25 protein-coding genes are annotated in these 24,155 nt (G+C 67.9%); 7 read left to right on the top strand and 18 right to left on the bottom strand.

Features of this window, described 5'->3' with window-relative positions; genetic code table 11:
* Positions 1–48 precede the first annotated feature (48 nt).
* The 5 genes from A5733_RS20755 to A5733_RS20775 all read right to left on the bottom strand — a co-directional run bounded on the left by A5733_RS20755 (position 49) and on the right by A5733_RS20775 (position 5,565).
* Positions 49–1,974, bottom strand: a complete 1,926-nt coding sequence (locus tag A5733_RS20755) for a penicillin-binding protein 2 (RefSeq protein ID WP_067767743.1) — start codon at positions 1,972–1,974, stop codon at positions 49–51.
* The gene (locus A5733_RS20760; RefSeq protein WP_076241505.1) at positions 1,971–3,116 is read right to left on the bottom strand and encodes a hypothetical protein; all 1,146 of its coding nucleotides are present in this window, start codon (positions 3,114–3,116) and stop codon (positions 1,971–1,973) included. Before A5733_RS20760 ends, A5733_RS20755 begins: the two co-directional genes overlap by 4 nt.
* Positions 3,113–4,096: a 16S rRNA (cytosine(1402)-N(4))-methyltransferase RsmH gene (gene rsmH, locus A5733_RS20765; protein ID WP_076241506.1), complete on the bottom strand. Its 984-nt coding sequence runs from the start codon at positions 4,094–4,096 to the stop codon at positions 3,113–3,115. Before rsmH ends, A5733_RS20760 begins: the two co-directional genes overlap by 4 nt.
* A 163-nt stretch (positions 4,097–4,259) precedes the next feature.
* Entirely contained in the window at positions 4,260–4,691 is a 432-nt protein-coding gene (mraZ, locus tag A5733_RS20770) for a division/cell wall cluster transcriptional repressor MraZ (protein ID WP_067767734.1), read from the bottom strand.
* A 469-nt stretch (positions 4,692–5,160) separates the two neighbouring features.
* Positions 5,161–5,565 (bottom strand): DUF3040 domain-containing protein, encoded by a 405-nt coding sequence (locus A5733_RS20775; protein ID WP_067767731.1) that lies wholly within the window; start codon positions 5,563–5,565, stop codon positions 5,161–5,163.
* Between the two features lie 227 nt (positions 5,566–5,792).
* Here A5733_RS20775 and A5733_RS20780 point away from each other — a divergent pair, with 227 nt between their 5' ends.
* The 4 genes from A5733_RS20780 (at position 5,793) to A5733_RS20795 (ending at position 9,841) form a co-directional block, all read left to right on the top strand.
* A complete protein-coding gene (locus tag A5733_RS20780; RefSeq protein ID WP_067767728.1) occupies positions 5,793–6,392 on the top strand; it encodes an N-acetyltransferase in 600 nt (199 codons plus the stop codon).
* Between the two features lie 11 nt (positions 6,393–6,403).
* A complete protein-coding gene (locus A5733_RS20785) occupies positions 6,404–7,108 on the top strand; it encodes a DUF3153 domain-containing protein (protein WP_067767725.1) in 705 nt (234 codons plus the stop codon).
* Positions 7,109–7,213: 105 nt separating this feature from the next.
* On the top strand, positions 7,214–8,302 hold the full coding sequence (idsA2, locus tag A5733_RS20790) for a bifunctional (2E,6E)-farnesyl/geranyl diphosphate synthase (protein WP_142254118.1): 1,089 nt from the start codon (positions 7,214–7,216) through the stop codon (positions 8,300–8,302).
* An 18-nt stretch (positions 8,303–8,320) separates the two neighbouring features.
* The gene (locus A5733_RS20795) at positions 8,321–9,841 is read left to right on the top strand and encodes an alpha-(1->6)-mannopyranosyltransferase A (RefSeq protein WP_067767722.1); all 1,521 of its coding nucleotides are present in this window, start codon (positions 8,321–8,323) and stop codon (positions 9,839–9,841) included.
* Here A5733_RS20795 and A5733_RS20800 read toward each other — a convergent pair.
* Positions 9,830–10,234 (bottom strand): Rv2175c family DNA-binding protein, encoded by a 405-nt coding sequence (locus tag A5733_RS20800; RefSeq protein WP_067767719.1) that lies wholly within the window; start codon positions 10,232–10,234, stop codon positions 9,830–9,832. The genes A5733_RS20795 and A5733_RS20800 overlap by 12 nt on opposite strands.
* Before the next feature lie 36 nt (positions 10,235–10,270).
* Here A5733_RS20800 and A5733_RS20805 point away from each other — a divergent pair, with 36 nt between their 5' ends.
* Positions 10,271–11,560 carry a protein kinase gene (locus A5733_RS20805; protein ID WP_076241507.1) on the top strand — a complete coding sequence of 430 codons (1,290 nt, stop codon included), beginning with the start codon at positions 10,271–10,273 and terminating at the stop codon, positions 11,558–11,560.
* Here A5733_RS20805 and A5733_RS20810 read toward each other — a convergent pair.
* From A5733_RS20810 to A5733_RS20825, 4 genes are read right to left on the bottom strand one after another with little or no spacing between them, the layout of a single operon-like run.
* Positions 11,557–12,024 (bottom strand): hypothetical protein, encoded by a 468-nt coding sequence (locus tag A5733_RS20810; protein ID WP_076241508.1) that lies wholly within the window; start codon positions 12,022–12,024, stop codon positions 11,557–11,559. The genes A5733_RS20805 and A5733_RS20810 overlap by 4 nt on opposite strands.
* A gap of 29 nt (positions 12,025–12,053) precedes the next feature.
* On the bottom strand, positions 12,054–13,451 hold the full coding sequence (locus A5733_RS20815; protein WP_067774384.1) for a class II 3-deoxy-7-phosphoheptulonate synthase: 1,398 nt from the start codon (positions 13,449–13,451) through the stop codon (positions 12,054–12,056).
* Positions 13,452–13,484: 33 nt separating this feature from the next.
* Entirely contained in the window at positions 13,485–14,003 is a 519-nt protein-coding gene (locus tag A5733_RS20820; protein WP_067774381.1) for a polyadenylate-specific 3'-exoribonuclease AS, read from the bottom strand.
* Positions 14,003–14,866, bottom strand: coding sequence for a hypothetical protein (locus A5733_RS20825; protein ID WP_067774373.1), 864 nt, complete (start codon positions 14,864–14,866; stop codon positions 14,003–14,005). The genes A5733_RS20820 and A5733_RS20825 overlap by 1 nt, the downstream gene beginning before the upstream one ends.
* An 83-nt stretch (positions 14,867–14,949) precedes the next feature.
* Between A5733_RS20825 and A5733_RS20830 the strand changes: the two genes are divergently transcribed.
* Positions 14,950–16,272, top strand: a complete 1,323-nt coding sequence (locus A5733_RS20830) for a glycosyltransferase 87 family protein (protein WP_076241509.1) — start codon at positions 14,950–14,952, stop codon at positions 16,270–16,272.
* Here the strand turns inward: A5733_RS20830 and A5733_RS20835 are convergent.
* From A5733_RS20835 to A5733_RS20855, 5 genes are all read right to left on the bottom strand, one after another.
* A complete protein-coding gene (locus A5733_RS20835) occupies positions 16,269–16,997 on the bottom strand; it encodes a 1-acyl-sn-glycerol-3-phosphate acyltransferase (RefSeq protein WP_067774366.1) in 729 nt (242 codons plus the stop codon). The two genes, A5733_RS20830 and A5733_RS20835, sit on opposite strands and share 4 nt — an antisense overlap.
* Positions 16,998–17,105: 108 nt before the next feature.
* A complete protein-coding gene (locus A5733_RS20840) occupies positions 17,106–17,516 on the bottom strand; it encodes a hypothetical protein (RefSeq protein WP_076241519.1) in 411 nt (136 codons plus the stop codon).
* Positions 17,513–18,802: an ArsA family ATPase gene (locus A5733_RS20845; RefSeq protein ID WP_142254120.1), complete on the bottom strand. Its 1,290-nt coding sequence runs from the start codon at positions 18,800–18,802 to the stop codon at positions 17,513–17,515. The genes A5733_RS20840 and A5733_RS20845 overlap by 4 nt, the downstream gene beginning before the upstream one ends.
* Positions 18,799–19,236: an SRPBCC family protein gene (locus tag A5733_RS20850; protein WP_067774355.1), complete on the bottom strand. Its 438-nt coding sequence runs from the start codon at positions 19,234–19,236 to the stop codon at positions 18,799–18,801. Before A5733_RS20850 ends, A5733_RS20845 begins: the two co-directional genes overlap by 4 nt.
* Positions 19,237–19,376: 140 nt before the next feature.
* A complete protein-coding gene (locus tag A5733_RS20855) occupies positions 19,377–19,766 on the bottom strand; it encodes a polyketide cyclase / dehydrase and lipid transport (protein WP_067774352.1) in 390 nt (129 codons plus the stop codon).
* Between the two features lie 93 nt (positions 19,767–19,859).
* On the opposite strand from A5733_RS20855, the gene A5733_RS20860 reads away from it, so the two are divergent.
* On the top strand, positions 19,860–21,656 hold the full coding sequence (locus A5733_RS20860) for a long-chain fatty acid--CoA ligase (RefSeq protein WP_076241510.1): 1,797 nt from the start codon (positions 19,860–19,862) through the stop codon (positions 21,654–21,656).
* Between the two features lie 23 nt (positions 21,657–21,679).
* On the opposite strand, the gene pimB is transcribed toward A5733_RS20860, so the two are convergent.
* The 3 genes from pimB to A5733_RS20875 all read right to left on the bottom strand — a co-directional run.
* On the bottom strand, positions 21,680–22,822 hold the full coding sequence (gene pimB / locus A5733_RS20865) for a GDP-mannose-dependent alpha-(1-6)-phosphatidylinositol monomannoside mannosyltransferase (RefSeq protein ID WP_076241511.1): 1,143 nt from the start codon (positions 22,820–22,822) through the stop codon (positions 21,680–21,682).
* A 9-nt stretch (positions 22,823–22,831) separates the two neighbouring features.
* Positions 22,832–23,716 carry a peptidase gene (locus tag A5733_RS20870; RefSeq protein ID WP_076241512.1) on the bottom strand — a complete coding sequence of 295 codons (885 nt, stop codon included), beginning with the start codon at positions 23,714–23,716 and terminating at the stop codon, positions 22,832–22,834.
* A partial coding sequence (locus tag A5733_RS20875) for an NlpC/P60 family protein (RefSeq protein WP_142254121.1) occupies positions 23,685–24,155 on the bottom strand: 471 nt, incomplete at its 5' end. The genes A5733_RS20875 and A5733_RS20870, both read right to left, overlap by 32 nt.

Genomic DNA, 24,155 nt, shown 5'->3' on the forward strand with positions numbered 1-24,155 from the left:
CAGTACCCATCTGCGGTCCGCCGACCGCGATAGCCATGACTGTGGGGGTCAGGTCGCCTGCAGGGTCAACCGCGGACCGGGATCCGGCGACAACGGGACGTTGTGCCGTTGCAGCAGCCACGAAGCGATGTTGTGGAACAGCGGGGCCGCCGAGGATCCGGGTGAGCCGTCGGCTGCCCGGTGCGGCGCGTCCATCATGATGCCGACGACGTAGCGCGGATCGTCTGCCGGCGCCATGCCCGCGAAGGTGATCCAGTAGACGTCGTTGTAGTAGCAGCCGCACGCCGGATTGATCTGCTGCGCGGTACCGGTCTTGCCGGCGATCTGGTAGCCCTCGACCGCGGCCTGGGGACCGGTGCCCTGCTGCACGCCCATCGGATCGCGTTGCACGATGGCGCGGAACATGTTGCGCACCGTGCGGGCGGTTTCTGCCGACACCACCCGGACGCCCTCGGGCCGTGGTTCGTCGGTACGACTGCCGTCCGGCCCGATCGTGGACTTGATGATCCGCGGCGGGATCCGCACGCCGTCGTTGGCGATGGTCTGGTACATCGCCGCCATCTGCAGCAGCGTCATCGAAAGACCCTGTCCGATCGGCAGATTGGAGAACGAACTGCCCGACCACTGATCGATCGGCGGGACCAGGCCGGAGCTCTCACCCGGCAGCCCGACACCGGTGCGTTGGCCAAGGCCGAACTTGCGCACCATCTCGTAGAACCGCTCCGGGCCGATCCGCTGAGCCAGCATCAAGGTGCCAACGTTGGACGACTTCCCGAATACCCCGGTGGTGGTGTACGGCATGACCCCGTGGTTCCAGGCGTCATTGACGGTGACGCCGCCCATGTCGATCGAGCCGGGCACCTGCAGGACCTCGTCCGGACTCGTCAGCCCCAACTCGATGGCCGTCGCCGCGGTGATGATCTTGTTGACCGAACCCGGCTCGAACGGCGAGGACACCGGCAGGTTGCCCATCTGCCGATTCTCCTGACGCCCGATGTCCTGGCTCGGGTCGAACGTGTTGTCGTTCGACATCGCCAGCACCTCAGCGGTTTTCGCGTCGAGCACAACCGCGGAGACGTTCTTGGCACCCGAGGCGTCCTTGGCCTGTTGTACCTGCTGCTGGACGTAGTACTGGATGTCGTCGTCAAGGGTCAGTTGCACGGTGGACCCGTTGACCGCATCGTGGCGGTTGCGGTAACTGCCCGGGATCACCACGCCGTCCGAACCACGGTCATACGTCACCGAGCCGTCAGCACCGGCCAAGACCGCGTCGAGCGAATCCTCCAGTCCGAGCAGACCGTGTCCGTCCCAATCGATTCCGCCGACGATGTTCGCCGCAAGCGAGCCGCCCGGATACTGCCGCAAATCCTGGCGTTCCGAGCCCACCTCGGGGAACTTGTCGGTGATCGCACCGGCGATCGCCGGATCGACCGCACGGGCCAGATAGACGAAAGTCTCGTTGCTGCGCAGCTTCTTGAGCACGGTCTTGGCATCGGGGCGGTTGTCCAGCCGGGTGGCCACCTCCTTGGCGATCTCGGTCAGCCGGTGATCCGGATCGGGCGCATCGGCCGACTTGGCCTTGGCCTCCTCCAGTTGCTTGCGGACCCGCACCGGCTGGAAAGTCAGCGCCTTGGCCTCGATCGTGAATGCCAACTTGTCATCGTTACGGTCGATGATGCTGCCGCGCATGGCCGGATTCACGTCGGTGACCTTGAGCTGACCGGCTGCCTCGGCCCGCAGACCCGCCGCCCGGGGCACCTGGAGGCTGAACAACTGGGCGGCCGCGATGATCAACACTCCGAACATGACCACGTTGCCGGCCCGGTGCCGGAACACGAAAGACGAACTCCGCAAACCTGCGTCAGGAGTCGCGATCCGAGTACGGCGTAGCCGCGCCTCGTGCCCCTGCCCGGATGCGGCCGGTTTACCCCGCTGCGGCGTCGCAGGTGTCCGGCGGTCCTGGCGGCGGCTCATGCTGCCGGTGCCGGGACGTTCATGGCGGCCGCGGGGACGTGTGCGGCCGGTGCCACCGGCGGGCTGAACTGCTCAAGCGGAGTGGCCGGTGCCGGTGCGGCCAGCGCGGGCGCGGGAGCTGCCGGCGCCGCAGCGGGTGCGGCGGGCATCGGTGCGGCCGGTGCGGGAGCCGGCGCGGCGAGGACCGGTCCGGGAGCGGTCGGCACCCCGGCCACCGGCACCTGCGGCGGGGTGGGGGCCGGCGCAGGTGCGGCGAGCACGTCGGGAGCCGGCGCCGGCGGCGCCTGGGGAACCGGGACCGGGCCGGGAACCGGGGGCAACGCACCCGGCGCCCCGTGCGGCGCCTCGGCTTGGGGAACCGGAAGACCCGGTGCGACCGGGTTGAGCGCACGCGGTGTACGCACCGTCAACTCCCGTGGGTCCACGACCCGCGGCGCCGGAGCCGCGGGGGGCGGCGGCGGGGCCTCCTCCGGCAACGGCGTGTTCAACGGGGGCGGTGGCACGCCTTCGGCGGGCTTGGGGGTGCCGACCACCGTCCAGTTGCCTGTGCCGTCCTGCACCAGATGAGCGGTGTCGCGCGACGGGATCATGCCCAGATTGCGCGCCGACTCGGCCAGCGCCGGCGCCGCCTGCGCCTCGAGGACGTCGCGCTCCAAGGCCTCTTTCTGTTGCGACAGGCCCTCATTGACCTGGCGGGCATGCCCCAACTGGTAGGACCGCTCCGCCGATCCGGTCGACAACCACAGCGTGACCGCGAGCCCGATACCCAGCGCGGCGATCACCAGCACGACGAACGGGACCCTCGCGATGAGAACGCGCGGATTCAGTTCGATCGATGCCAACCGAACCAGGAGCCGCTCCCGCAACCGCACCCGCAGTGGCGGGCGGACGACCTTGGGAGCCTTGGCTTTACGCGCCTTTGCCCGAGCCTTGGCCTGGCTGGCGCTCTTGGGCCGCGCCGGGCGGGTCCCCGGTCGTTGAATCGGTCCGGTACCCGGCGCGGTACGCGCGGGCCGTTGTTCAGAGACCGGCCGACGCTTGCGCGGCGGAGCCTCACCCCGCCGTCCACCCCCTCGCGGGGGCTGCCGCACCCCACGCCTGCGATCCGCCTCACGCGGCTGTTCGGGTCGCTTCACCTTCATGAGTTGCCCCCTTCCCCAACCTTTTCCAGTGCCCGCAGCCGCACCGGAGCGCTACGCGGATTGCGATCGATCTCAGCTTGACGAGCCCGCTCGGCCCCCCGGGTCAATGCGACGAACTCGGGTTCGTGCCCGGGCAACTCGATCGGTAACCCGGGCGGGGTCCGTGATGCGGTGGCCGCACTGAACGCCTGCTTGACGATGCGGTCCTCCAATGACTGATAGGCCATCACCACGATGCGTCCGCCGTCGACCAATGCGGCCAGGGCGGCGGGCAGCGCGGCCCGCAGTGAGTCCAACTCGCCGTTGACCGCGACCCGCAGCGCCTGGAAGGTGCGCTTTCCCGGGTGTCCCCCGGTTCTGCGCGCCGGCGCCGGGATGGCCTCGTACAGCAGCTCGACCAACTCGCCGGTGGTCGAGAACGGTTGCTGCGCACGCCGTCTGACCACCTTGTCGGCGATCCGGCCGGCAAACCGCTCTTCCCCGAAATCCCGAAGAATCCGCGCAATCGACTTGGCGTCGTAGGTGTTGAGAATGTCCGCGGCGGTCAACGGCGCATCGGGATCCATCCGCATGTCCAGCGGCGCATCCGCGGAATAAGAGAAACCGCGTTCGGTCTGGTCGAGCTGCATCGAGGACACCCCGAGGTCGAACAACACCCCGTCGACCTGCCGCACGCCGGAATCGGCTATCGCGCCGGCGATTCCGTCGTAGCGGGTCCGCACCAGCCGCATACGATCACCGAACGAGGCCAGCCGGGCACCGGCGATACTCAGCGCGTTGGGGTCACGGTCCAGACCGATCACCTGTAGACCGGCGAACTCGGTCAGGAAACGCTCGGAATGACCTCCGGCCCCCAACGTGGCGTCCACCAGCACCGCACCGGAGCCGTCGGCGTGACGGCGGGTGAGCGCGGGGGCCAACAACTCGACGCAGCGGTCCAGCAGGACCGGGACGTGCCCGTGGTCTGGGGAGTCTGACACCGCTGAAACACCTCCGCTCGGATCGGCCCCTGCACCGGGGTCTCTGTCCGAATTCACGGACCTGGCGTTGGGGAAGTACGCCAGGGCCAATTCGGGCAGAGGCCTCGCTGCACGGGCTAAGTCCAGGCCGGCCGCCGGTTGACCGGCCGTGTCGACGGCACCATCAGATAATGTCGCGCAGGGTTTCATCGGTGGCCGCGGAGAAGTTTTCTTCGTGGGTCTGCTGGTACTCCTGCCAGGCTTCGGCGTCCCAGATCTCCAGATAGTCGACCGACCCGATCACCACGCATTCCTTTGACAGGTTTGCGTAGCGACGATGATCCGCCGACAGGGTGATCCGGCCCTGCGCGTCGGGATGTTGTTCATCGGTGGCCGCGGCCAGGCTGCGCAGGAACGCGCGGGCCTCCGGATTGCTCCGGGAAGCCTGCGATGCACGCCGGGCCAACTTCTCGAACTCGTCCCGCGGATACACAGCAAGGCTGTGATCTTGGCTCTTCGTGACCATCAACCCTCCTGCCAGTACGTCGCGGAACTTGGCGGGCAGCGTGAGCCGCCCCTTGTCGTCAAGCTTGGGCGTGTAGGTACCCAGAAACATCTGGACACCTCCCCGCCACCCGGTTCGGATCCCAGGTCGCTTGTGAGATCAGGGCCAGGCCTTCTGCCCTGTCAACGGGGCTCCGTTTTCCCCGTTGGCCGCCACTTTACCCCACGATCCCCCACTTTGCTCCATTTAATCCGGCAAGTTTGAGGTTTCTCCCCACCACGGGCCCCATCGAGCCACCCAATCACTCATTCCGAGCTCACGCCGGGAGCTCAAGAAACGAAAAACCGCAGGTGAGCGCCAGCCGAAAGGAGGTGGGGCGTTGTGGGGGAAAAACCCCTGTGAATCTGGTGGCATTCCCCACCCGGCCCCACACCGCACTTGAACGCGGCAATGCGCGTGTCGCTGGGCGGCCGGCCCGGACGCGGTCGAGACACACAGCGCGGTCGAGACACAGCGCTCTTAGACACAAAAAAAAAAAGGGGCAACCCTTACGGGTTACCCCTTGCAGCCGGAGAACGACTCACTCGTCGAAACGGCGACGGAACCGATCTTCCATCCGAGCGGTGAACGAACCACCGCCACGCTGGCGACGCTGACGAGGCGCGCCACCCGAACCCTGGACCGCGCGGTCGCGACCACCGGTGACCCGTGGACCGGTGATTGCGAAAACCACGCCACCGAACATCACCACGAAACCGACCACCGACAGAGCCGGGAATCCACCGATCATCGTGGCCTTCACCGCCACACCGATGACCAGAAGCGCCAGGCCCACGATGAACAACAACGCACCCTGCAGCCTGCGCCGGGCCGAAGGCGCGCGAAGGGTCCCGCCGCGAACGCTCGATGCGAACTTGGGATCCTCGGCATAGAGCGCGCTCTCGATCTGGTCGAGCATGCGCTGCTCATGATCGGAGAGTGGCATTCGTCCCTCCTTGCCGACGCCGCCGTCGCGTTCAAAATTTCACATGCCCGCAGTCACGGGCACCTAACCCTAATGATACGAGGTCGATCCGAGCCGTACCACCTTGTTCACCGTCGATTGTAGGTCGTTCCCCGACTGCTTGGTCCCCTGGGACCGACCAGCCCGACGCCGGATAATGACGAAGATAATGAGTTCGGTAGACACCGGGCAGGCGAAAGGCAAAAGCATTGGCGACGTATCTCATCGATCTGTCGCCGGACGACATGAAGCGCCGGCTGCCCGAGGCCTTGCGCGTGTACGTCGACGCCATGCGCTATCCACGCGGAACCGAGGAACAGCGCGCGGCACTGTGGCTCGAACATACTCGTCGGGCGGGCTGGAAATGCGTGGCGGCCGTCGAGGCCAACCCCCGCGCCGACGGCGGATGTCCCGAGGCGGAGCTGCTCGACGCGCCCCTTCTGGGAATCGCCTACGGCTACAGCGGCGCACCGGACCAGTGGTGGCAACAGCAGGTGATCTCCGGGCTGCAGCGGGTCGGCGCCAGCCCGGTGCACATCGCCGAGTTGATGGCCAGCTATTTCGAACTGACCGAACTTCACATCGAGCCCCGGGCCCAGGGCCAAGGCCTGGGCGAGGCCCTGACCAGGCGACTGTTGACCGGCCGCGGTGAATCGCACGTACTGCTGTCCACCCCGGAGATCAACGGCGAGGCCAATCGGGCCTGGCGGCTATACCGACGCCTCGGCTTCACCGACGTCATCCGGGCCTACCACTTCGCCGGGGACCCCCGCCCGTTTGCCATCCTCGGTCGCCCCCTGCCGCTGTGACATCTGGCACGATGACCTGCGTGCACGTGCGCCCACTCAACCGTCGCCGCCGGACCCGAGTGCTCACGCTGGTGATGTTGCTGCTGATTCTGCCCATGGCCGTGGGCTGTGTTCGCGTCCGCGCTTCGATCACGGTCTCGCCCGATGACCGGGTGTCCGGCCAGATCATCGCCGCGGCAAAACCGCGCGACGCCGACGACAAAGGTCCGCAGCTGCTGAACAACCTTCCGTTCGCCACCAAGGTGGCGGTCTCGGAGTACAGCCGCGACGACTACGTCGGGTCCCAGGCGGTGTTCTCGGACCTCACCTTCGCCGAACTTCCCCAGCTGGCGAGCATGAGTCGGGACGCGGCGGGCGTCGACATCTCCCTGCGCCGGGCAGGCGACCTGGTGATCCTGGAAGGGCGGGTCGACCTCACGTCGCTGTCCGATCCGGAGGCGGACGTCCTGCTGACGGTGTCTTTCCCCGGCGAGGTGACGTCGACGAACGGCTCTCAGGTGAGTTCCTCGATCGTCGAGTGGAAGCTGCGGCCGGGCATCGTCAGCACGATGAACGCCCAGGCCCGCTACACCGATCCGAGTGCCCGCTCGTTCACCACCGCGGCCATCTGGCTCATCGTGGGCGCCTTCCTGGTCGCCGGCGTGATCGGCGGGCTGGCCTGGATGAGCCGCGACACCTCGCCCAAGCCTGGTGATCCGGTCGCCGGCAGCGACTGAGGCACCGAACGCCACTTGGTACACCCTTATAGGCCGGGCACTGCACGCTCTACGCTGGGTGCACTCACCGGACACCGTTGCGACAGAAAGGGGCGGGCGCTGAGCGTGCGAACAGCGGCACCGTCGACCGTCGAGCTGGCCGGTGCCGTCACCGACCAATTGCGGGAGTACCTGCGTGAACGCCGGCGGGACTGCGAGTACATCGGAACCGACTATGCCGAGCTGACCGCTGCACTCGAAGAGTTCGTGTTGCGCGGCGGCAAGCGGATGCGGCCGGCCTTCGCGTACTGGGGATGGCGCGCGGTGATCGATCCTGCCGACCGTCCTGCCGATCCCGGCGTGCTCAGGCTGTTCGCCGCCCTCGAATTGCTCCAGGCGTGCGCCCTCGTGCACGACGACGTCATCGACGACTCGGCCACCCGCCGCGGCCTGCCCACCGTGCACCGGCTGTTCGCCGACCGGCACCGTGACCGCAACTGGCATGGATCTGCCAAGCAGTTCGGCATCTCGGCGGCCATCCTGGCCGGTGACCTGGCACTGGCCTGGGCCGACGACATCGTCGCCGTCGCCGACATCCCGGCCGACGCCCAACTGCGCGTCCAGCAGGTCTGGCGTCACATCCGTACCGAAGTGCTCGGCGGCCAGTACCTCGACATCGTCGCGGAGTCCAGCGGCGCCGAATCGGTGGCCTCGGCGATGAACGTCAACACATTCAAGACCGCGTCCTACACCGTGGCCCGGCCGCTGCAGCTGGGTGCGGCCGCGGCCGCCGACCGGCCCGAAGTGCAACAGATCTTCCAGCAGGTCGGCAACGATCTGGGCGTCGCGTTCCAGCTTCGCGACGACGTGCTGGGCGTGTTCGGCGATCCGGCGGTGACCGGTAAGCCCTCCGGCGACGACCTGCGGTCGGGCAAGCGCACCGTGCTGCTGGCCGAGGCGCTGGAGCTCGCCGACAAATCCGACCCGGCGGCCGCAGCGCTGTTGCGTACCTCGGTGGGCACCGAACTGTCCGACGCGCAAGTGGCCGATCTGTGCCGGGCCATCGAATCCGTCGGCGCACTGGCCGCGGTCGAAACCCACATCGAGTTCCTCACCCAACGTGCCCTCGAGACCCTGGCGGCCGCACCGATCCACGACCAAGCCAAGACCGGCCTGGCCGAGATCGCCCGATTCGCGGCGAACCGGTCGGCATAGGAGCACGACCGGCACAACATGACCACCGTACCGACCGATACCCCGAAGAACGGGGTGGCACAACAAATCTCACGGCTGGCCGCGTTCGCGGTGTCCGCCGAGGCCCGTCCGGCGCGGCTGGGCTGCCTGGGCGCTGCGGTGCTCACCATCGGCGGGCTCGGCGCGGGAAGCACGCGGCTGCACGACCCGCTGCTGGAGTCACTGCACCTGTCCTGGCTGCGGTTCGGCCACGGCCTGGTGCTGTCGTCGATCCTGCTGTGGGCGGGCGTCGCGGCGATGCTGATCGCCTGGCTGTGGCTGGGCCGGCGGGTGATCGACCGCACCGCCACCGAATACACGATGGTGGCCACCACCGGCTTCTGGCTGGCGCCCCTGTTGCTGAGTGTGCCGCTGTTCAGCCGGGACACCTACTCCTATCTGGCGCAGGGTGCGTTGCTGCGCGACGGCTTCGACCCGTACGTGGTGGGGCCGGTCGAGAATCCGAACTCGTTGCTGGACAACGTCAGTCCGATCTGGACGACGACCACCGCGCCGTACGGGCCGGCATTCATCCTGGTGGCCAAGTTCGTCACGATCCTGGTGGGCGACGACGTGGTGGCCGGCACCATGCTGCTGCGGCTGTGCATGCTGCCCGGTCTGCTGCTGTTGATCTGGGCCGCGCCCCGAATCGCCCGCCACGTCGGCGCCAACGCCGCCGCCTCGCTGTGGATCTGCGTGCTCAATCCACTGGTGATCGTGCACCTGATGGGCGGCGTGCACAACGAGATGCTCATGGTCGGCCTGATGATGGCCGCGATCGCCCTGGCCTTCGCCGGGCGGCCGGTGATCGGGGTGAGCCTGATCGCGATCGCCGTCGCGGTGAAGGCCACCGCCGGGCTTGCGTTGCCGTTCCTGGTCTGGGTGTGGATGCGCCAGCTGCGCGACAAGCGGGACATGCCCGCCGTGCGCGCGTTCGCCGCGGCCACCGCCGCCTCGGTGCTGATCTTCGTGGCCGTGTTCGCGGTGCTGTCCTGGCTGGCCGGGGTCGGCCTGGGCTGGCTGACGGCCCTGGCCGGCTCGGTCAAGATCATCAACTGGTTGACCGTGCCCACTGCCGCCGCCAACCTGATCAACGCCATTGGCGGCCTGTTCTTTTCGGTCAACTTCTACGCCGTGCTCGAGGTCGCCCGCATCATCGGCATCCTGATCATCGTGATCGCGCTGCCGTTGCTGTGGTGGCGCTACCGGCACACCGACCGCGACGCGCTCACCGGCATCGCGCTGGCCATGGTGGTGGTCGTGCTGTTCGTGCCGGCGGCCCTGCCGTGGTACTACACCTGGCCGCTGGCCGTGGCGGCCGCCCTGATCCAGACCAGGCCCGCGATCGCGGCGGTGGCCGGCTTCTCCACCTGGATCATGGTGATGTGGAAACCCGATGGGGCACATGGCATGTACTCATGGGCCCACGTACTGCTGACCACGGCCTGCGCGGCGGTGGCGTGGTATGCGCTCTACCGTGCGCCCGAACCGGCGCCCGAAGACCAGCCCTCAGTAAGCTAGCGCCTGCGCGCGACGCAGCACCTCGCGTGCCTGATGCGAATGCAATGCATCGACCGGGCGGGCGTTGGACTTCCGCTCGGTGCTGCCGTCTGCGGTGATCGTCAGCGACTCGTCCGGCGTGAACAACCAGCGCACGATCTCGGTGTCGCGGTAACCGCCGTCGCGCAACACGATCAGCAGACCGGGCAGCGGCTTGACCACGCGACCGGCGTCGTCGAAAAAGATCTTCGGTACCACCAGGACACCGTTGCGGCGCACGGCGACCAGATGCCCGTCGCGCAATTGCTGGTGCACCTTGGTGACCGGGATGCCGAGCAAATCCGACACCGTGGGTAGGTCGTAGACGGCCTCGTCGGGCCCCAGGACATCGTCGGCGGCCGGAATGCTGCTCACCGCATCGATTCTAGAGCCCCGTCGGCAACTCGTAACATGTGTCCGGTGGAGCAGCAATCGGATCCACTCGTCGGCACCACGCTGGACGGGCGCTATCGGGTGGACATGCCCATCGCCACCGGTGGCATGTCCACGGTCTATCGCGGCCTCGATGTCCGCCTGGACCGACCGGTAGCGCTGAAGGTGATGGACACCCGCTACAGCGGCGACAGCCATTTCCTGACCCGGTTCAGCCGCGAGGCCAAGGCGGTGGCCCGCTTGAAGGACCCCGGGTTGGTGGCCGTGTACGACCAGGGGGGCGGCGGGGGCACGGGACATCAGCCGCCGTTTCTCGTGATGGAGCTGATCGAAGGCGGCACCCTCCGGGAATTGCTGACCGAACGCGGCCCCATGCCACCGCACGCCGTCGCCGCGGTGCTGGCCCCGGTGCTCGGCGGTCTGGCCGTGGCCCACCGGGCCGGGCTCGTACACCGCGACATCAAGCCCGAGAACGTGCTGATCTCCGACGACGGCGAGGTCAAGATCGCCGACTTCGGCCTGGTGCGCGCCGTCGCCGAGGCGAAGATCACCTCCACCAGCGTGATCCTGGGCACCGCGGCCTACCTGTCCCCCGAACAGGTCAGCACCGGGGACGCCGACCCGCGCAGCGACGTGTACTCGGTCGGCATCCTCACCTATGAACTTCTCACCGGCGCCACGCCGTTCACCGGAGATTCCGCGCTGACGGTGGCCTATCAGCGCATGGACCACGACGTGCCGCCGCCCAGCGCCGTGATCGCCGGGGTACCAATGCAATTCGACCAGTTTGTGCGCCGGGCCACCGCCCGCGAGGCGGGGCAGCGTTTCGCCGACGCCGACGAGATGCGCGCCGCACTGGTCCAGATCGTCGACGATCTGGGGCTGCCGGCGTTCCGGGTGCCGGCCCCACAGCAATCGGCCCAGCATCTGGCCGCCACCCGGGTGCACGAACTCGAAGACTCCGACCACCCTCGCCTCGAGGCGCCGACCACGGTGACCGCCGCGCCCCCGATGACACCAGCGCCCCGGCCCGCCCCCCGCCAGCCCACCCGGGAGATCACCCGCGACCGGCACGATTGGGCGCCGATCCCGGCCGGTCCCGACGATGGCAGCTATGGCGACGGCAGAGACGACGAATATGCCTATGGCGCAAGGCAATTCGCGGGTATCGAGATGAGCGAGTTCTACTGGGCCCGCCAGCGCGGCAAACGGATGCTGGCGTTCTGGTTGATCGCGGTGCTCACGCTCACCGGGCTGGTCGCCGCCGCGGCCTGGACCGTGGGCAGCAACATCGCGACGCTCGTCTAACCCTGCTGGGCAGGGCAGGCTTCGATCGGTACCCGTACCGAGATGTCACCGGACTGGTCGAACGTGAACGTGACGTCGACCGACGTCGCAGGCCGGACGCCCTCACGCAGACCTTCGACCGCGGCAGTGATCTCCTTCGACGATTTGGGCGCGATCTCCACCCCGCCGTCAGAGCCCATGCGCACCGCATCGGCGGCATCAGTGGCGATCGAGAGCAACCGCTCAGATCCGGTCGGCCTGCTGTTGGTGGCCGTGAATCGAAGCTCTGCATTGTCGCCGACCTGGATGGCGCAATCGCCTGGAGCATGCGCCGGCACGATGTAGGCGTTGTCGACCGACGTGGGCACCGTTTCGGTGTCCTCGCCGCGGTTGTTCGGTTTGAAGTCGTCGCTGCGCTCGGCACAGCCCGCTGTCAGCACCGCCAGGGTGACCCCCAGCGACGACGATACCTTCGCGATACCCATGACGGCCGGGTACCCGCGATCATTCCGGACTAGTCGCGCAGCATCTCGGCGACGAGGAACGCCAACTCCAGACTCTGCTGGGTGTTGAGCCGGGGGTCGCATGCGGTTTCGTACCGGCCGGCCAGGTCCGAATCCGAGATGTCCTGTGCCCCACCGAGGCATTCGGTGACGTTCTCACCGGTGATCTCGACGTGGATGCCGCCCGGATGCGTGCCCAACGCGTGGTGCACCTCGAAGAAGCCCTGCACCTCGTCGACGATGCGGTCGAAGTGCCGGGTCTTGTAACCGGTCGACGACTCGTGGGTGTTGCCGTGCATCGGGTCGCACTGCCAGATCACCTGATGACCGGTGGCCTGTACCTTCTCGATGATCGGCGGCAACAGGTCGCGCACCTTGTTGTTGCCCATCCGGGTCACCAGGGTCAACCGGCCCGGCTCGTTGTTCGGGTCGAGCCGCTCGACGTATTCGACGGCCAATTCCGGAGTCGTCGTCGGCCCCAGCTTGATCCCGATCGGGTTGGCGATCACCTCGGCCAGCGCCACGTGGGCGCCGTCGAGCTGACGGGTGCGCTCACCGATCCACAGGTAGTGCGCGGACTGGTCGTACAGCTTGCGCTCCCCGTCCGGGTTCTCGGCCGGGTCGGACAGCCGCAGCATCGCGCGCTCGTAGTCGATCACCAGCGCCTCGTGGCTGGCGAAAATCTCGGCGGTCTCCAGATTGCGGTCGGCCACCCCGCAGGCGGACATGAACTTCAGGCCCCGGTCGATCTCCCCGGCCAACGCCTCGTAGCGGGCCCCGGCCGGCGAAGTCCGGACGAACTCGCGGTTCCAGTTGTGCACCAGGTCCAGCGATGCCAGCCCCGACGACGTCAGCGCGCGCACCAGGTTCATCGCGGCGCTGGCATTGGCGTAGGCCCGCACCAGTCGTGACGGGTCGTGTTGACGCACCGCGGCGTCCGGCGCGAAACCGTTGATCATGTCACCGCGGTAGGACTTCAGCCCCAGTGCATCGACGTCCGCCGACCGCGGCTTGGCGTACTGACCGGCGATACGGGCCACCTTGACCACCGGCATGCTGGCCCCGTAGGTCAGCACAACCGCCATCTGCAGCAGCGTGCGGATGTTGGCGCGGATGTGCGGCTCGGTGTTGTCGACGAAGGTCTCGGCGCAGTCACCGCCCTGCAGCAGGAACGCTTTGCCCTGCGCCACGTCGGAGAGTAGGCCCTTGAGCTTCTCGATCTCCGAGGGCACCGTGACCGGGGGCACGCTCTCCAACACGGTGCGCATCGCCTTGGCCGCCTCGGCATCCCAGCTGGGCTGCTGAACAGCCGGCTTGGACAGCGCCGCGTCGAGCCGGAGACGTTGCTCGTCGGTCAGCGGGGGCAGCGGCGGCAGCTGGTCGATGGGGATGTCGACGGTCCAGTTCACCCGTACATGGTAACCGCCGGTGAACGCCTGTTTTCAGGGCTGTGCTATACCGGGCCGGCGAGCCTGGGACAGCTGGGCGCCCGTCATCAGCTGGAACCGGTGCAAATTGTGCCGCGCGTCGACCAGCGCATCGTGCGCATCGGTGGGCCGCGCCGGCATCCGCGGTGAGCCGCGCTCTTCCCAGAACTGACGCAACTCACGGGTGAACCGCGGCATCGCCGGGGGCAGATCGGTCATGGGCCCCCACAGCTGGCACAACACCACGTGGTCGTAGGCGCCCACCCAGGCCCACAGCTCGATCGGCTCGTCACCGTCGATGTCGAAGAAATCCTCCAGCTCGGACCGGATCTGCCGACGCGACCGCCACAGTTGCGACGACGGGGACGGCAGTTTGGGCAGCACGTGCTTGCGCACCCAACGGCCCGCCCGGTCCGGATTGAACTCGGTCGAGATCGCGTAGTACTCGCGGCCGTCCTCTGCGGCCACCCCGATCGAGATCAGCTCGATGGTGCGCCCGTCGTCGATGAACTCGGTGTCGTAGAAATACCGCATCAGAACTCCCGTCCGGTCGTGGCAGCCGGTGCGGGCGCGGCGTGAATCTCGCGATCGAGCTGAGCGTCGACGGTGGCATCGTCGGGAAACTTCGGCATCCCGGTGATCGCGTCCTGCAACCACAATTTGGCCTGTACGACGGGCCGGCGCTGCCAGCGCTCGCGTTCCAGCGCGCGGTGCATCTTGCGGGGACGGCTGGTGTAGCGCCAGCGCGCCCACGGGGCGTGCGGCCGCGACAGCCGGACGGCGCCGACGAACAACAACGGGGTGATGAACATACCCACCAATCCAGTCCACACCTTGCCTTTGAGCAGGACGACCACCGCCAGCAGCAGTGTCAGCACCGCGACCACGACCACCAGCGCGCGCATGGCCGGCGACTGATCCGCACGCCAGATACCGATATCAAAGAATGACAGCGGGTTGAACCCGAGGATCAACAGCCCCGTCACCGCGACCGCCGCGAACACCGCGTCCACCGAGGTGCGGCCGTCTTCGGCCCAGTACACGTCCGACAGATGCAGGATCAGGGCGAACTCGTCGAGCACCAGGGCCGCGCCGATGCCGAAGAACACCGCCGCGACGGTGAACTCGGTGATTCCCCCGTTGACCGCCAGCGTCACCATCGTCACGCCCGAGACCATCACCAGCACCACACCGATCACCATGTGATGGATGTGCAACGAGCCGTGTCCCATGTTGCGGGGTTGCCACCACCTGGGCGGACGTTCATTGTCGGCGTTGCGGCGGATGTAGCGCACCACGATGCGGGTGACGAAGAACGTCAGGATGAACGCCACCAGGCAACACAGCAGCGGCAGGCGATCGTGGGTGAGGAAATCGAGGTGACCGGTCGCATGCACGCACAGAGAACTTACGCCGCCGCGCGCGCGTCGCGAGCGGGGATGCGCTCACTCGCAGTGGCCCCCGATAGTCTGTTGAGGACATGAGTAAGCGGCAGTCGCCCGGCTGGGTTGGTTTGGCACGTTGGGCACCGACGATCGGGTGGCGGCTTTTTCAGTTGCTCACAGTGGCCGGCCTGGTCTGGGCCGGCTGGCGGCTCCTGGGGCACGTCCCGTATCGCATCGACATCGACGTCTACCGGATGGGCGGTCGGGCGTGGCTGAACGACCAGCCGCTGTACGCCGACGGCGCCATCTTCCACACCCAGGGCGGGCTCGACCTGCCGTTCACCTATCCCCCGCTGGCCGCGATCCTCTTCGCACCGTTCGCCTGGCTGTCGCTGCCGGCGGCCAGCGTGGCGATCACCGCGACCACCCTGCTGCTGCTGATCGTCTCGATCGTGATCGTGCTGACCCGTCTCGATGTCTGGCCGGACACCACGCTCACCGCCGAGCCGGCGTGGCTGCGCCGGTGCTGGCTGGCCGCCGCCCTGGTGGCGCCCGCGGTCATCTGGCTCGAACCGATCCGGTCGAACTTCGAGTTCGGCCAGATCAACGTGGTGCTGATGACGCTGGTGATCGCCGATTGCGTGCCGCGACGCACACCGTGGCCCCGCGGGCTGCTGCTGGGTCTGGCGATCGCACTCAAGCTCACCCCGGCGGTGTTCCTGCTGTACTTCCTGCTGCGCCGAGATCTGCACACCCTGGTGCGCACGGCCGCGGCCACGGTGGTGGCCACCTTGGCCGGATTCGCTTTGGCCTGGACGGATTCGATCGAGTACTGGACCGAGACGGTACGTAACACCGACCGGATCGGTACCGCCACGCTCAACACGAACCAGAACATCGCGGGCACCCTGGCCCGCCTCGGTCTGGCCGAGGGACCACGGTTCGCGTTGTGGGTCGTCGCCTGTTTCGCAGTGCTGGCGCTGACGGTCTGGGCGGTGCGGCGCGCCCTGCGTTCGGGTGCCGACGAGGCACCCGTGGTCGCGTTGATCTGCGTGGCGCTGTTCGGGCTGGTGGTCTCACCGGTGTCGTGGTCGCATCACTGGGTGTGGTCGCTGCCCACCCTGCTGGTCACCGGGGTCCTCGCGTACCGGATGCGCCACGTTCTGCCCGCCTCGATCGGTCTGGCCGTGGTGACGCTGGTCGGTTTCGCCCTGATGGTGTGGACGCCGATCTCGCTGCTGACCCCGCACGAGGAGACGTCGGCATCGGCGCTGCGCCAGCTGGCCGGCGACTCCTACCTGTGGTGGGCACTGGCGGTCATCGCGGTCATCGGCGTGGTGTCCGCGTCCGACGCGCGCCAGGCCGTCACCGTGGCAGCGCCGCCGCTGGTTCAGCTCAGCGGCGGCGAAACGGCCTAACCCGCGGCCGCGTGCGGCAGCCGTGCGGCGGGCTTGTTCGCCTCGACCTGCTGGGCGTTTTCCTTGACCGCGGCCGCGTAGAGGTCGACGTATTCCTGGCCGGACAGATCCATCAGCTCGTACATGACCTCGTCGATGACGGCGCGCTCGATGAAACGGTTGCCGGCCAATCCGTCGAACCGGCTGAAGTCCATCGGCTCACCGAACCGGACCTCCACCCGGCCGAACCGCAACCCCTTGGACCCGGGCGGGTTCACCACGTCGGTGCCGACCATGGCGACCGGAATCACCGGCACCCCGGTCTGCAGCGCCAGCCTGGCCAACCCGGTCTTGCCCTTGTAGAGACGGCCGTCCGGCGAGCGGGTGCCCTCGGGGTACATGCCGAGCAGCTTGCCCTCGCCGAGGATGCGGGTGGCGGTGGTCAGGGCGGCCTGTGCCGAATCGGCGTCGGTGCGGTCGATCGGCACCTGGCCGACGACGGTGTAGAACCAGGCCAGGAATCGGCCCTTGATCCCGGTGCCGGTGAAGTACTCCTGCTTGGCCAGGAACGTGATGCGGCGGCTGACCACCAGCGGCAGATAGAAGCTGTCCATCACCGCCAGGTGATTACTGGCCAGAATCGCCGGCCCATCGGTCGGAACATGTTCCAGCCCAGTGATTTTGGGCCGGCCGAGCACGGCCAGCAAGGGGCCCAGCAGGATGTACTTGAACAGCCAATACCACATGGACCCTCCACCTTTGGCGCACCGCGCAATGCTCTGCGACAACTGTACCCAGGCCATGTTGTGGCTACCACAGCAAGCCCTGGATGCCCGCTGTGCCCGTCGGGCCTCTCAGTCTTCTACCGTGACAGGGATGTGCTGGTAGCGGCCGGGAGCCGGTGGGGGCGGAAAATCGTCGGGCGGCGGCGCATCGGGCCCCCCGTCGGGTCCCGGGCTACCTCCACCCGAGCCGGTATCCCCGTCGCGACCATCGGTCCGTCCGTCGTCGAGCAGGGCGCGGATCACCGCCAGCAGCGCCACGCTGTGCTCGGCGATCACGCTCAACAGCGGATGCTGCTCACCGTTGACCACCGCGGCCAGGGCGCACACCGGGCACCACACCTGCTGGCACTTGCCGGGGCCGTTCTCCGGCGACGCCGTGAAATTCGCCGCGGCCAGCCGCACCGCCGGATCCAGCCGGTCGAGGATCTCCTGCGCCAATTGCCGCAGCTCCGAACCCAGCTCGGGATGAGACCCCGTCATGCCGGCCACACCTCCGGGTTCGGGCGAAAACGTACCGTCAGCTCGCCACCGCGCAGCTGCGCATCCGTCACGATGCACCGACGCAGCACCGACGCCAACCGCACCCGACGTCGCATACCTGCGGCGCCGATGATCAAGTCGTCGTCGACACGGCCCAACGTGAGTCCGGCCGAATCGATCTGGGGCAACTCTAGCCGCAATCGGTACACGGCTTCGAGACCAGACCCCGACTCGCGGTCCACGACGGGCCGCAGCGGCCCCGGCGGCGGCGACCCGTCGCGCCGCCGGGCCCCCTCGATCAGCTCCCCCAACGCCTTGGGGCCGATCGGTTCGCCCGGCACGTGCGGCACCAGCACCAGCTGCACGTCGCCGATCGTGGCGTCGAGGGTGTCGAGCACGCTCTGCTGTTCAGAGATCCGCTCGGTGTACCAGTCGAATGCGGGATGCGCCGGAAGGTTCTCATACTCGAACGAATCATCCTGTACCAGAACCTGGTTGACGATGATCTCGGCGACCTTGACACCCATCAGCGCCAACGATCCGAGTGTCCGCGACGCTTCGGCGGCCACGACCCGTTCGGGAGTGAGCACCAGATGGGCGCTCACCCGAGAGCCGTCGGTGAGCAACGTACCGAGTCGGCGGATTCCGGCATCCACCCGTTCGATCAGGGCGACGATCGCCGCGCTCACCGCATCGGTGCCTTTGATGCTCCCCGCGTGCGCAGAAGCACCCGACAGCCGCCGATGCCGCGGCCAGGCGCGCTCCAGATACAGGCCGAAGGTCTCGGGCAACGTCAACATCCGCAACGCATCGGCCGTCGAGGCGCAGTCCACCACCACGTGATCCCAGCGACCGGAATCGGCGAGTTCACCCACCTCGTGCAGCCCGAGTACTTCCTGGATTCCTGGCAGGGCCGAAAGTTCTTCGGGGGCAACATCTCCCAGATTCGACTCGGGGAATCGCGCGGCCAGCGGACCCGCCGCCTGAACCCAGCGCGCCCCCAAGAGGTCGAGCGTGTCGAGCGCCAGGGCATCGAGAGAGCCCCCACCGGGGTCCAGGTCGCTGAGCACGCGGGTGGGGTTTCGTTGCCCCGTGGGTGCGAGCGCGATCCCCAGCACATCGCCGGTGGAATGCGCCTGGTCGGTGGACACGATCAGGACCCGCTGCCCCGAGGTGGCATCACGAACCGCGGTGGCCGTCGCCAGCGTCGATTTACCCACCCCGCCTTTGCCGACGAACAGGCTGATCCTCGCGGGGGAAGGCGCGTTCCCGTCCGGCGAAGTCACTCAGCCTCGGCTCGTTTCTTGAGGTCTTTGAGCGCGGTGTCGGTGAGCCGTCGCTCAGCCTTGCGTTTGAGCAAACCGATCATCGGGATCATCAGGTCGACCGACAGTTCGTAGGTCACCTCGGTGCCGGACCCCTTGGGGGCCAAGCGATATGCGCCTTCCAGTGAGCGCAACAACGAACTGGACACCAGCGACCAGGTCACCGACGTGCGATCAGCCGGCCACACATAGGCCAGCACCATGGTGTCCTTGAGTACCGCGGCATCGAGTACCAGCCTGGCGGTCTTGGGATAGCCCTGCCCGTCGGCCTCGAGGACCTCGGCTTCCTTGTACTCGTTGACCCACTGCGGATACGAGCCGATATCGGCGATGACATCCATCACCGTGGCCGGGTCAGCATCGATGTAGATGGTCTGTGTCGTCTTGTCGGCCACCGCATAGCCCTTCTCCCCGGTCGCGGGGCTCCCCTTCTCCCCCCGCCCCGCGGGGGTGCCTGGCTCTTGGGAGAGAAATCTACCCTCCCGCAGACAAACGCCGGAGGGACCGGGTCAGACCCGGTCAAATCCGCCGGGCCTCAGGACAGTCGGGACACCCCGACCGGACGAGTCGCCTCCAGGCGCTGTTTGATCTCGAAGGACATCGCCTTGCCCGCGACGCGGCGCCGGTGGTTCAACTTGGCCAGGTCCATGTCGGCCAGCTGCTTGGCCGTGACGCCGGACGGTTCGGCGTGCAGGAAGTAGTGCAGCACCACACCGTCCATCACCTCCTCCAGCCAGACCTCCATCGTGCCGGTCAACGCACCGGTCACAGTCCAGCGCTGGCCCTTCTCGGCGCGGTCCTCGACGACCTTGAGCACCAGGTCGGGCCACCACCGCCGCCAGGCGGCAGGATCGGCAACCGCGGCGCCCACGGCGACCGGATCGGCGCAGACGAACGTCTCGTCGGCGATCTGAATGCTGTTCATCGCGGACAAGCTTCACATATGCGCGGTCGTCCGACCACCGCGGCCGACTAGGCTGACGCGCGAAGCCGGTATACAAGCCTGGAGGGCAACATCGTGCGTGAGTTCAGCGTGCCCGCGTCATTCACCGTCGGCGAGCACGACAACATCGTCAACTCGGTATCCGCCCACGCGGCGGAAAGCCCCGACCACGTGATCTTCCGACGCCTGGTCAACGGTTCGTGGACCGATGTGACCTGCGCCGAAGCCGCCGAGACGATCCGGTCGGTGGCCCGTGGCCTGATCGCCGAGGGCATCCAGCCCGGTGACCGGGTGGCGATCCTGTCGGCCACTCGCTACGAGTGGCCGATCATCGACTTCGCGATCCTGTCGGTCGGTGCGGTGACCGTGCCGATCTACGAGACCTCCTCGGCCGAACAGGTGCGCTTCGTGCTGGAGAACTCCGCCGCGAAGATGGTTTTCGCCGAGTCCGATGCGCATGCGACCACCGTCGAACAGCTCCGTGGCCAGCTGCCCGAGCTGGGCAAGGTACTGCGGATCGACGGCACCGGCACCCCCGCCCTGGAGGCGATGGCCGAGGCCGGGGCATCGGTCGAGGCCGCCGAGGTCGACTCCCGCCTGGCCGCAATCCGTTCGGCCGACCCGGCCACCTTGATCTACACCTCCGGGACCACCGGCCAGCCCAAGGGTTGCCAGCTGACCCACTCGAACCTGCTGTACGAGATCCGGGGGGCCAAGGCCTGCTTCCCGACCCAGTTGGCCAAGGGGGAACGGATGCTCGTGTTCCTGCCGCTGGCCCACGTGCTGGCCAGGGCCATCACCATCGCCGCCTTCACCAACAAGGTCACGCTGGGATTCACCAGCGACATCAAGAACCTGGTGCCTACCTTCGCGGTGTTCAAGCCGACTCTCGTGGTCTCGGTGCCCCGGGTGTTCGAGAAGGTCTACAACACCGCCGAGCAGAACGCCCGCAACGACGGCAAGGGCAAGATCTTCGCCATCGCCGCCGACACGGCGATCGAATGGAGTAAGGCGCAGGACACCGGAGGGCCGGGCCTGGTGCTCAAGCTCAAACACGCGGTGTTCGACAAGCTGGTGTACGGCAAGCTGCGGGCCGCGCTCGGCGGCGAATGCCGGGCCGCGATCTCGGGCGGTGCACCGCTGGGCGTGCGGCTGGGCCACTTCTATCGCGGTGTGGGCCTGAGCATCTACGAGGGCTACGGGTTGACCGAGACCAGCGCGGCGATCACGGTGAACCGGGTCGGCGAGCTCAAGGTCGGCTCGGTCGGCAAGCTGATGCCGGGCAACAGCATGCGCATCGCCGAGGACGGTGAGCTGCTGGTCAAGGGCGGCGTGGTGTTCGACGGCTACTGGAACAACGAGGCGGAGACCGACGCGGTGTTCTCCGAGGGTTGGTTCCACACCGGTGATCTCGGCGCGATCGACGACGACGGCTTCCTGACCATCGTGGGGCGCAAGAAGGAGATCATCGTCACCGCCGGCGGCAAGAACGTCGCACCGGCACTACTCGAAGACCGGCTGCGAGCACATCCGTTGATCAGCCAGGCGATGGCCGTCGGCGATCAGCAGCCGTTCATCGCCGCACTCATCACCATCGACCCGGAAGCGTTTCCGGGGTGGAAACAGCGCAACGGCAAAGACACCGGCGCGTCGGTCGGTGATCTGGCCGAGGACCCGGACCTGTTGGCCGAGATCGACCTCGCCGTCAAAGACGCCAATCAGGCGGTGTCGCATGCCGAGTCGATCCGCAAGTTCCGGATTCTGCCGGTCGACTTCACCGAGGACACCGGCGAGTTGACCCCGACGTTGAAGGTCAAGCGCAAGGTGGTGGCGGAGAAGTTCGCCGCCGACATCGCCGCGCTGTACGGCTGAGCACCGCCGTTCAGCACCGCCGTTCAGCCCGACAGCAACCCGGTCAGCCGGGCGCCCTGAGACCGCCACTGCCAGTTGTCCACCGCCCAGTGCCGCCCGGCCGCGCCCATCGCGGCGGCCCTGGCCGGATCGGCCAGCAGATCGGAAACGGCGGACGCGACGGCTCCAACATCGTTGCCGTCGACCACGGTGCCGGTGTGGCCGTCGAGCACGGTTTCCGGTGCCCCGCCGGAGGTTCCGGCGATCACCGGCACCCCGCAGGCCGAGGCCTCCAGATAGACGATGCCCAGGCCCTCGACGTCCAGACCCGCACCACGGGTGCGGCACGGCATGGCGAACACGTCGGCCATCGTGTGGTGGGCGGGCAGTTCGGCCCCGGGCACCGCGCCGGTGAAGATGACGTCGTCGGCCACGTTGTGCGTGCGCGCCAGGTGCTGTAGGCGCTGCAGGTAGGGTCCGCCGCCGACGATCACCAGGGCCGCCTCGGGGACGCGACGACGGATGGCCGGCCAAGCCCGGATGAGCATGTCCTGACCTTTGCGCGGTACCAGCCGGGACAGGCACACCACCACCGGACGTTGCCCGAGGCCGTACCGAGCCCGCAGCTCGGCCCGGGCCACCGGATCGGGAACGAACCGGTCGGTGTCGACGCCGGGGGGCAGATGTTCGAGCGCGGCGCGGGGACCGAAGGCCGAGGCGAACCTGCCCCGGGTGTACCGGCTGATGAATGTCACCACATCGGCGTCGTCACCGATGCGGCGCAACGCGCCACGTGCCACCGGCAGCATCGACCAACCCACCTCGTGGCCGTGGGTACTGGCCACCACACGGCCGGCGCCGGCGCGGCGGGCCAGCGGGCCCAGCAGGGCCAGCGGAGCGGCCGCGCCGAACCACACTGTCTCGATGTCATTCTCGGCGATCAGTTTCTGCATGCGGGCCGCCACGGTGGGCTCTGGCACCATCAGTGAGGTCGGATGTCGCACCACCCGGTACCCGGCCGCGGCGGCTCGGTCGTCATAGTCGCCGGCGCCCTTCCATTTCGGCGCATACACCGTGAGCTCATGCGAGCCGTCGCGCATCAGCTCCCCGACGAAAGCCTCCAGGTATGACTGGATGCCGCCACGGCGCGGTGGAAAGTCGTTGGTGACCAACAAAACCCGCGTCATGGCGACAGGCTATCCGGTCATCCGTCGGCGCCAATCGGCAACCACGGTGTCCAAGTCGGCGCCCAGGGTCTCGCGCACGGCAGTGGCGACGTCGGGATGCCCGGGACCGCAGGCGCGCTGGTAGAGCTCACGCAGCTTGTCGACACCGTAGGCCTCGGCAACGTACCGGGCGAACCACCACGCCCGGTCATAGGCCAGGCTGCGAGTCTCGCCGGGAGTGTCGAGATCGGCGTCGGTGGGAAGCTGCGCCAGGGCCGCGGCGTGCGCCGGTGGCGCCGTGGACGGTCGCCCGACGTAATCGGCCACGCCCTCGGTGAGCCAGCGCGGCGCGTCGGCCGCGGTCTGCGACCGGGCGGCGTAGTGGAACAGCTCGTGGCGCAGCACAATTCGCAGCGCAGCCGGGCTCATGTCCGCGGCGCCGGGGGCGAACATGACCCGCTGCGCGGTGGTGGTCGCGGCGATATCCGCCACGCCCTCGGCCAGGACGCGGAACTGCTGATCGGAACCGGCCACCGCGATCTCGATGTCACGGCGCCAGCCTGGACCCCAGAACGCCGTCACCGCCGCGGCGGCCTCGGGCATTTCGGCACCGAGCCGTTTCACCAGTGGCTGCGATCGCGGTCCGCCGAGCGCCAGAAACCGTACGGAACGCCCGTCGGGTAACACCATGGAGGTGACCGGGTCGGGCTGCGATGCGGCAGAGGTGACGGTGGACGCCGGCGCGGCGGCGTCCGGGGGTGGCATCGTTGGCCGCGCCGCGGTGGGGCCGACGACCAACGCCGTGGCCAGGGCAAGTTCGATCACCAACACCGCGGCCAAAAGAGGCCTGCGGCGCCGCAGAAACGGGCGGTCGTCGGACGACTCAGTACCGACGAACGTTGTAGATCGGCGCATTGTTGACCGGGGCGACCCGCACCGGGGTGCCGTAGGTCGACGCATGCACCATCATCCCGTCGCCGATGTAGATGCCCACATGCGAGGCGTCCGAGTAATAGGTCACGACGTCACCGGGCTGCATCGAATCCGTCGAGACCGGTTGACCACCGCGGGCCATGGCCTGACTCGAATGCGGCAGCGAGATCCCGGCGTGCTGGAACGCCCACATCACCAGGCCTGAACAGTCGAAAGAGCTGGGACCGGCGGCACCCCAGGAGTAGGGCGAACCGATGCGGCTCAGCGCCGCCTGGATGACGGTGCCCGAATGTCCACTGCCCCCATCGGGAAGCGCACCCTCCGGCGGGGCGACGTCACCGGGCGGAATACCGTTCGGCGGGTCAGCCAATACCGCGGGATCCTGCGCCGGTGGCAACGGCTCGGGGGCGGGCACCTGCAG

The sequence above is a fragment of the Mycobacterium sp. NS-7484 genome, from assembly GCF_001953975.1.
Lineage (GTDB): Bacteria > Actinomycetota > Actinomycetes > Mycobacteriales > Mycobacteriaceae > Mycobacterium.

What these genes read in the sequence shown, in the direction of transcription:
- A5733_RS20755 (WP_067767743.1), bottom strand. Translation starts at nt 1,974, where the DNA reads ATGAGCCGCCGCCAGGACCGCCGGACACCTGCGACGCCGCAGCGGGGT.
- A5733_RS20760 (WP_076241505.1), bottom strand. Translation starts at nt 3,116, where the DNA reads ATGAAGGTGAAGCGACCCGAACAGCCGCGTGAGGCGGATCGCAGGCGT.
- mraZ (WP_067767734.1), bottom strand. Translation starts at nt 4,691, where the DNA reads ATGTTTCTGGGTACCTACACGCCCAAGCTTGACGACAAGGGGCGGCTC.
- A5733_RS20775 (WP_067767731.1), bottom strand. Translation starts at nt 5,565, where the DNA reads ATGCCACTCTCCGATCATGAGCAGCGCATGCTCGACCAGATCGAGAGC.
- A5733_RS20785 (WP_067767725.1), top strand. Translation starts at nt 6,404, where the DNA reads ATGACCTGCGTGCACGTGCGCCCACTCAACCGTCGCCGCCGGACCCGA.
- A5733_RS20795 (WP_067767722.1), top strand. Translation starts at nt 8,321, where the DNA reads ATGACCACCGTACCGACCGATACCCCGAAGAACGGGGTGGCACAACAA.
- A5733_RS20805 (WP_076241507.1), top strand. Translation starts at nt 10,271, where the DNA reads ATGTGTCCGGTGGAGCAGCAATCGGATCCACTCGTCGGCACCACGCTG.
- A5733_RS20810 (WP_076241508.1), bottom strand. Translation starts at nt 12,024, where the DNA reads ATGGGTATCGCGAAGGTATCGTCGTCGCTGGGGGTCACCCTGGCGGTG.
- A5733_RS20820 (WP_067774381.1), bottom strand. Translation starts at nt 14,003, where the DNA reads ATGCGGTATTTCTACGACACCGAGTTCATCGACGACGGGCGCACCATC.
- A5733_RS20830 (WP_076241509.1), top strand. Translation starts at nt 14,950, where the DNA reads ATGAGTAAGCGGCAGTCGCCCGGCTGGGTTGGTTTGGCACGTTGGGCA.
- A5733_RS20835 (WP_067774366.1), bottom strand. Translation starts at nt 16,997, where the DNA reads ATGTGGTATTGGCTGTTCAAGTACATCCTGCTGGGCCCCTTGCTGGCC.
- A5733_RS20840 (WP_076241519.1), bottom strand. Translation starts at nt 17,516, where the DNA reads ATGACGGGGTCTCATCCCGAGCTGGGTTCGGAGCTGCGGCAATTGGCG.
- A5733_RS20855 (WP_067774352.1), bottom strand. Translation starts at nt 19,766, where the DNA reads ATGAACAGCATTCAGATCGCCGACGAGACGTTCGTCTGCGCCGATCCG.
- pimB (WP_076241511.1), bottom strand. Translation starts at nt 22,822, where the DNA reads ATGACGCGGGTTTTGTTGGTCACCAACGACTTTCCACCGCGCCGTGGC.
- A5733_RS20870 (WP_076241512.1), bottom strand. Translation starts at nt 23,716, where the DNA reads ATGCGCCGATCTACAACGTTCGTCGGTACTGAGTCGTCCGACGACCGC.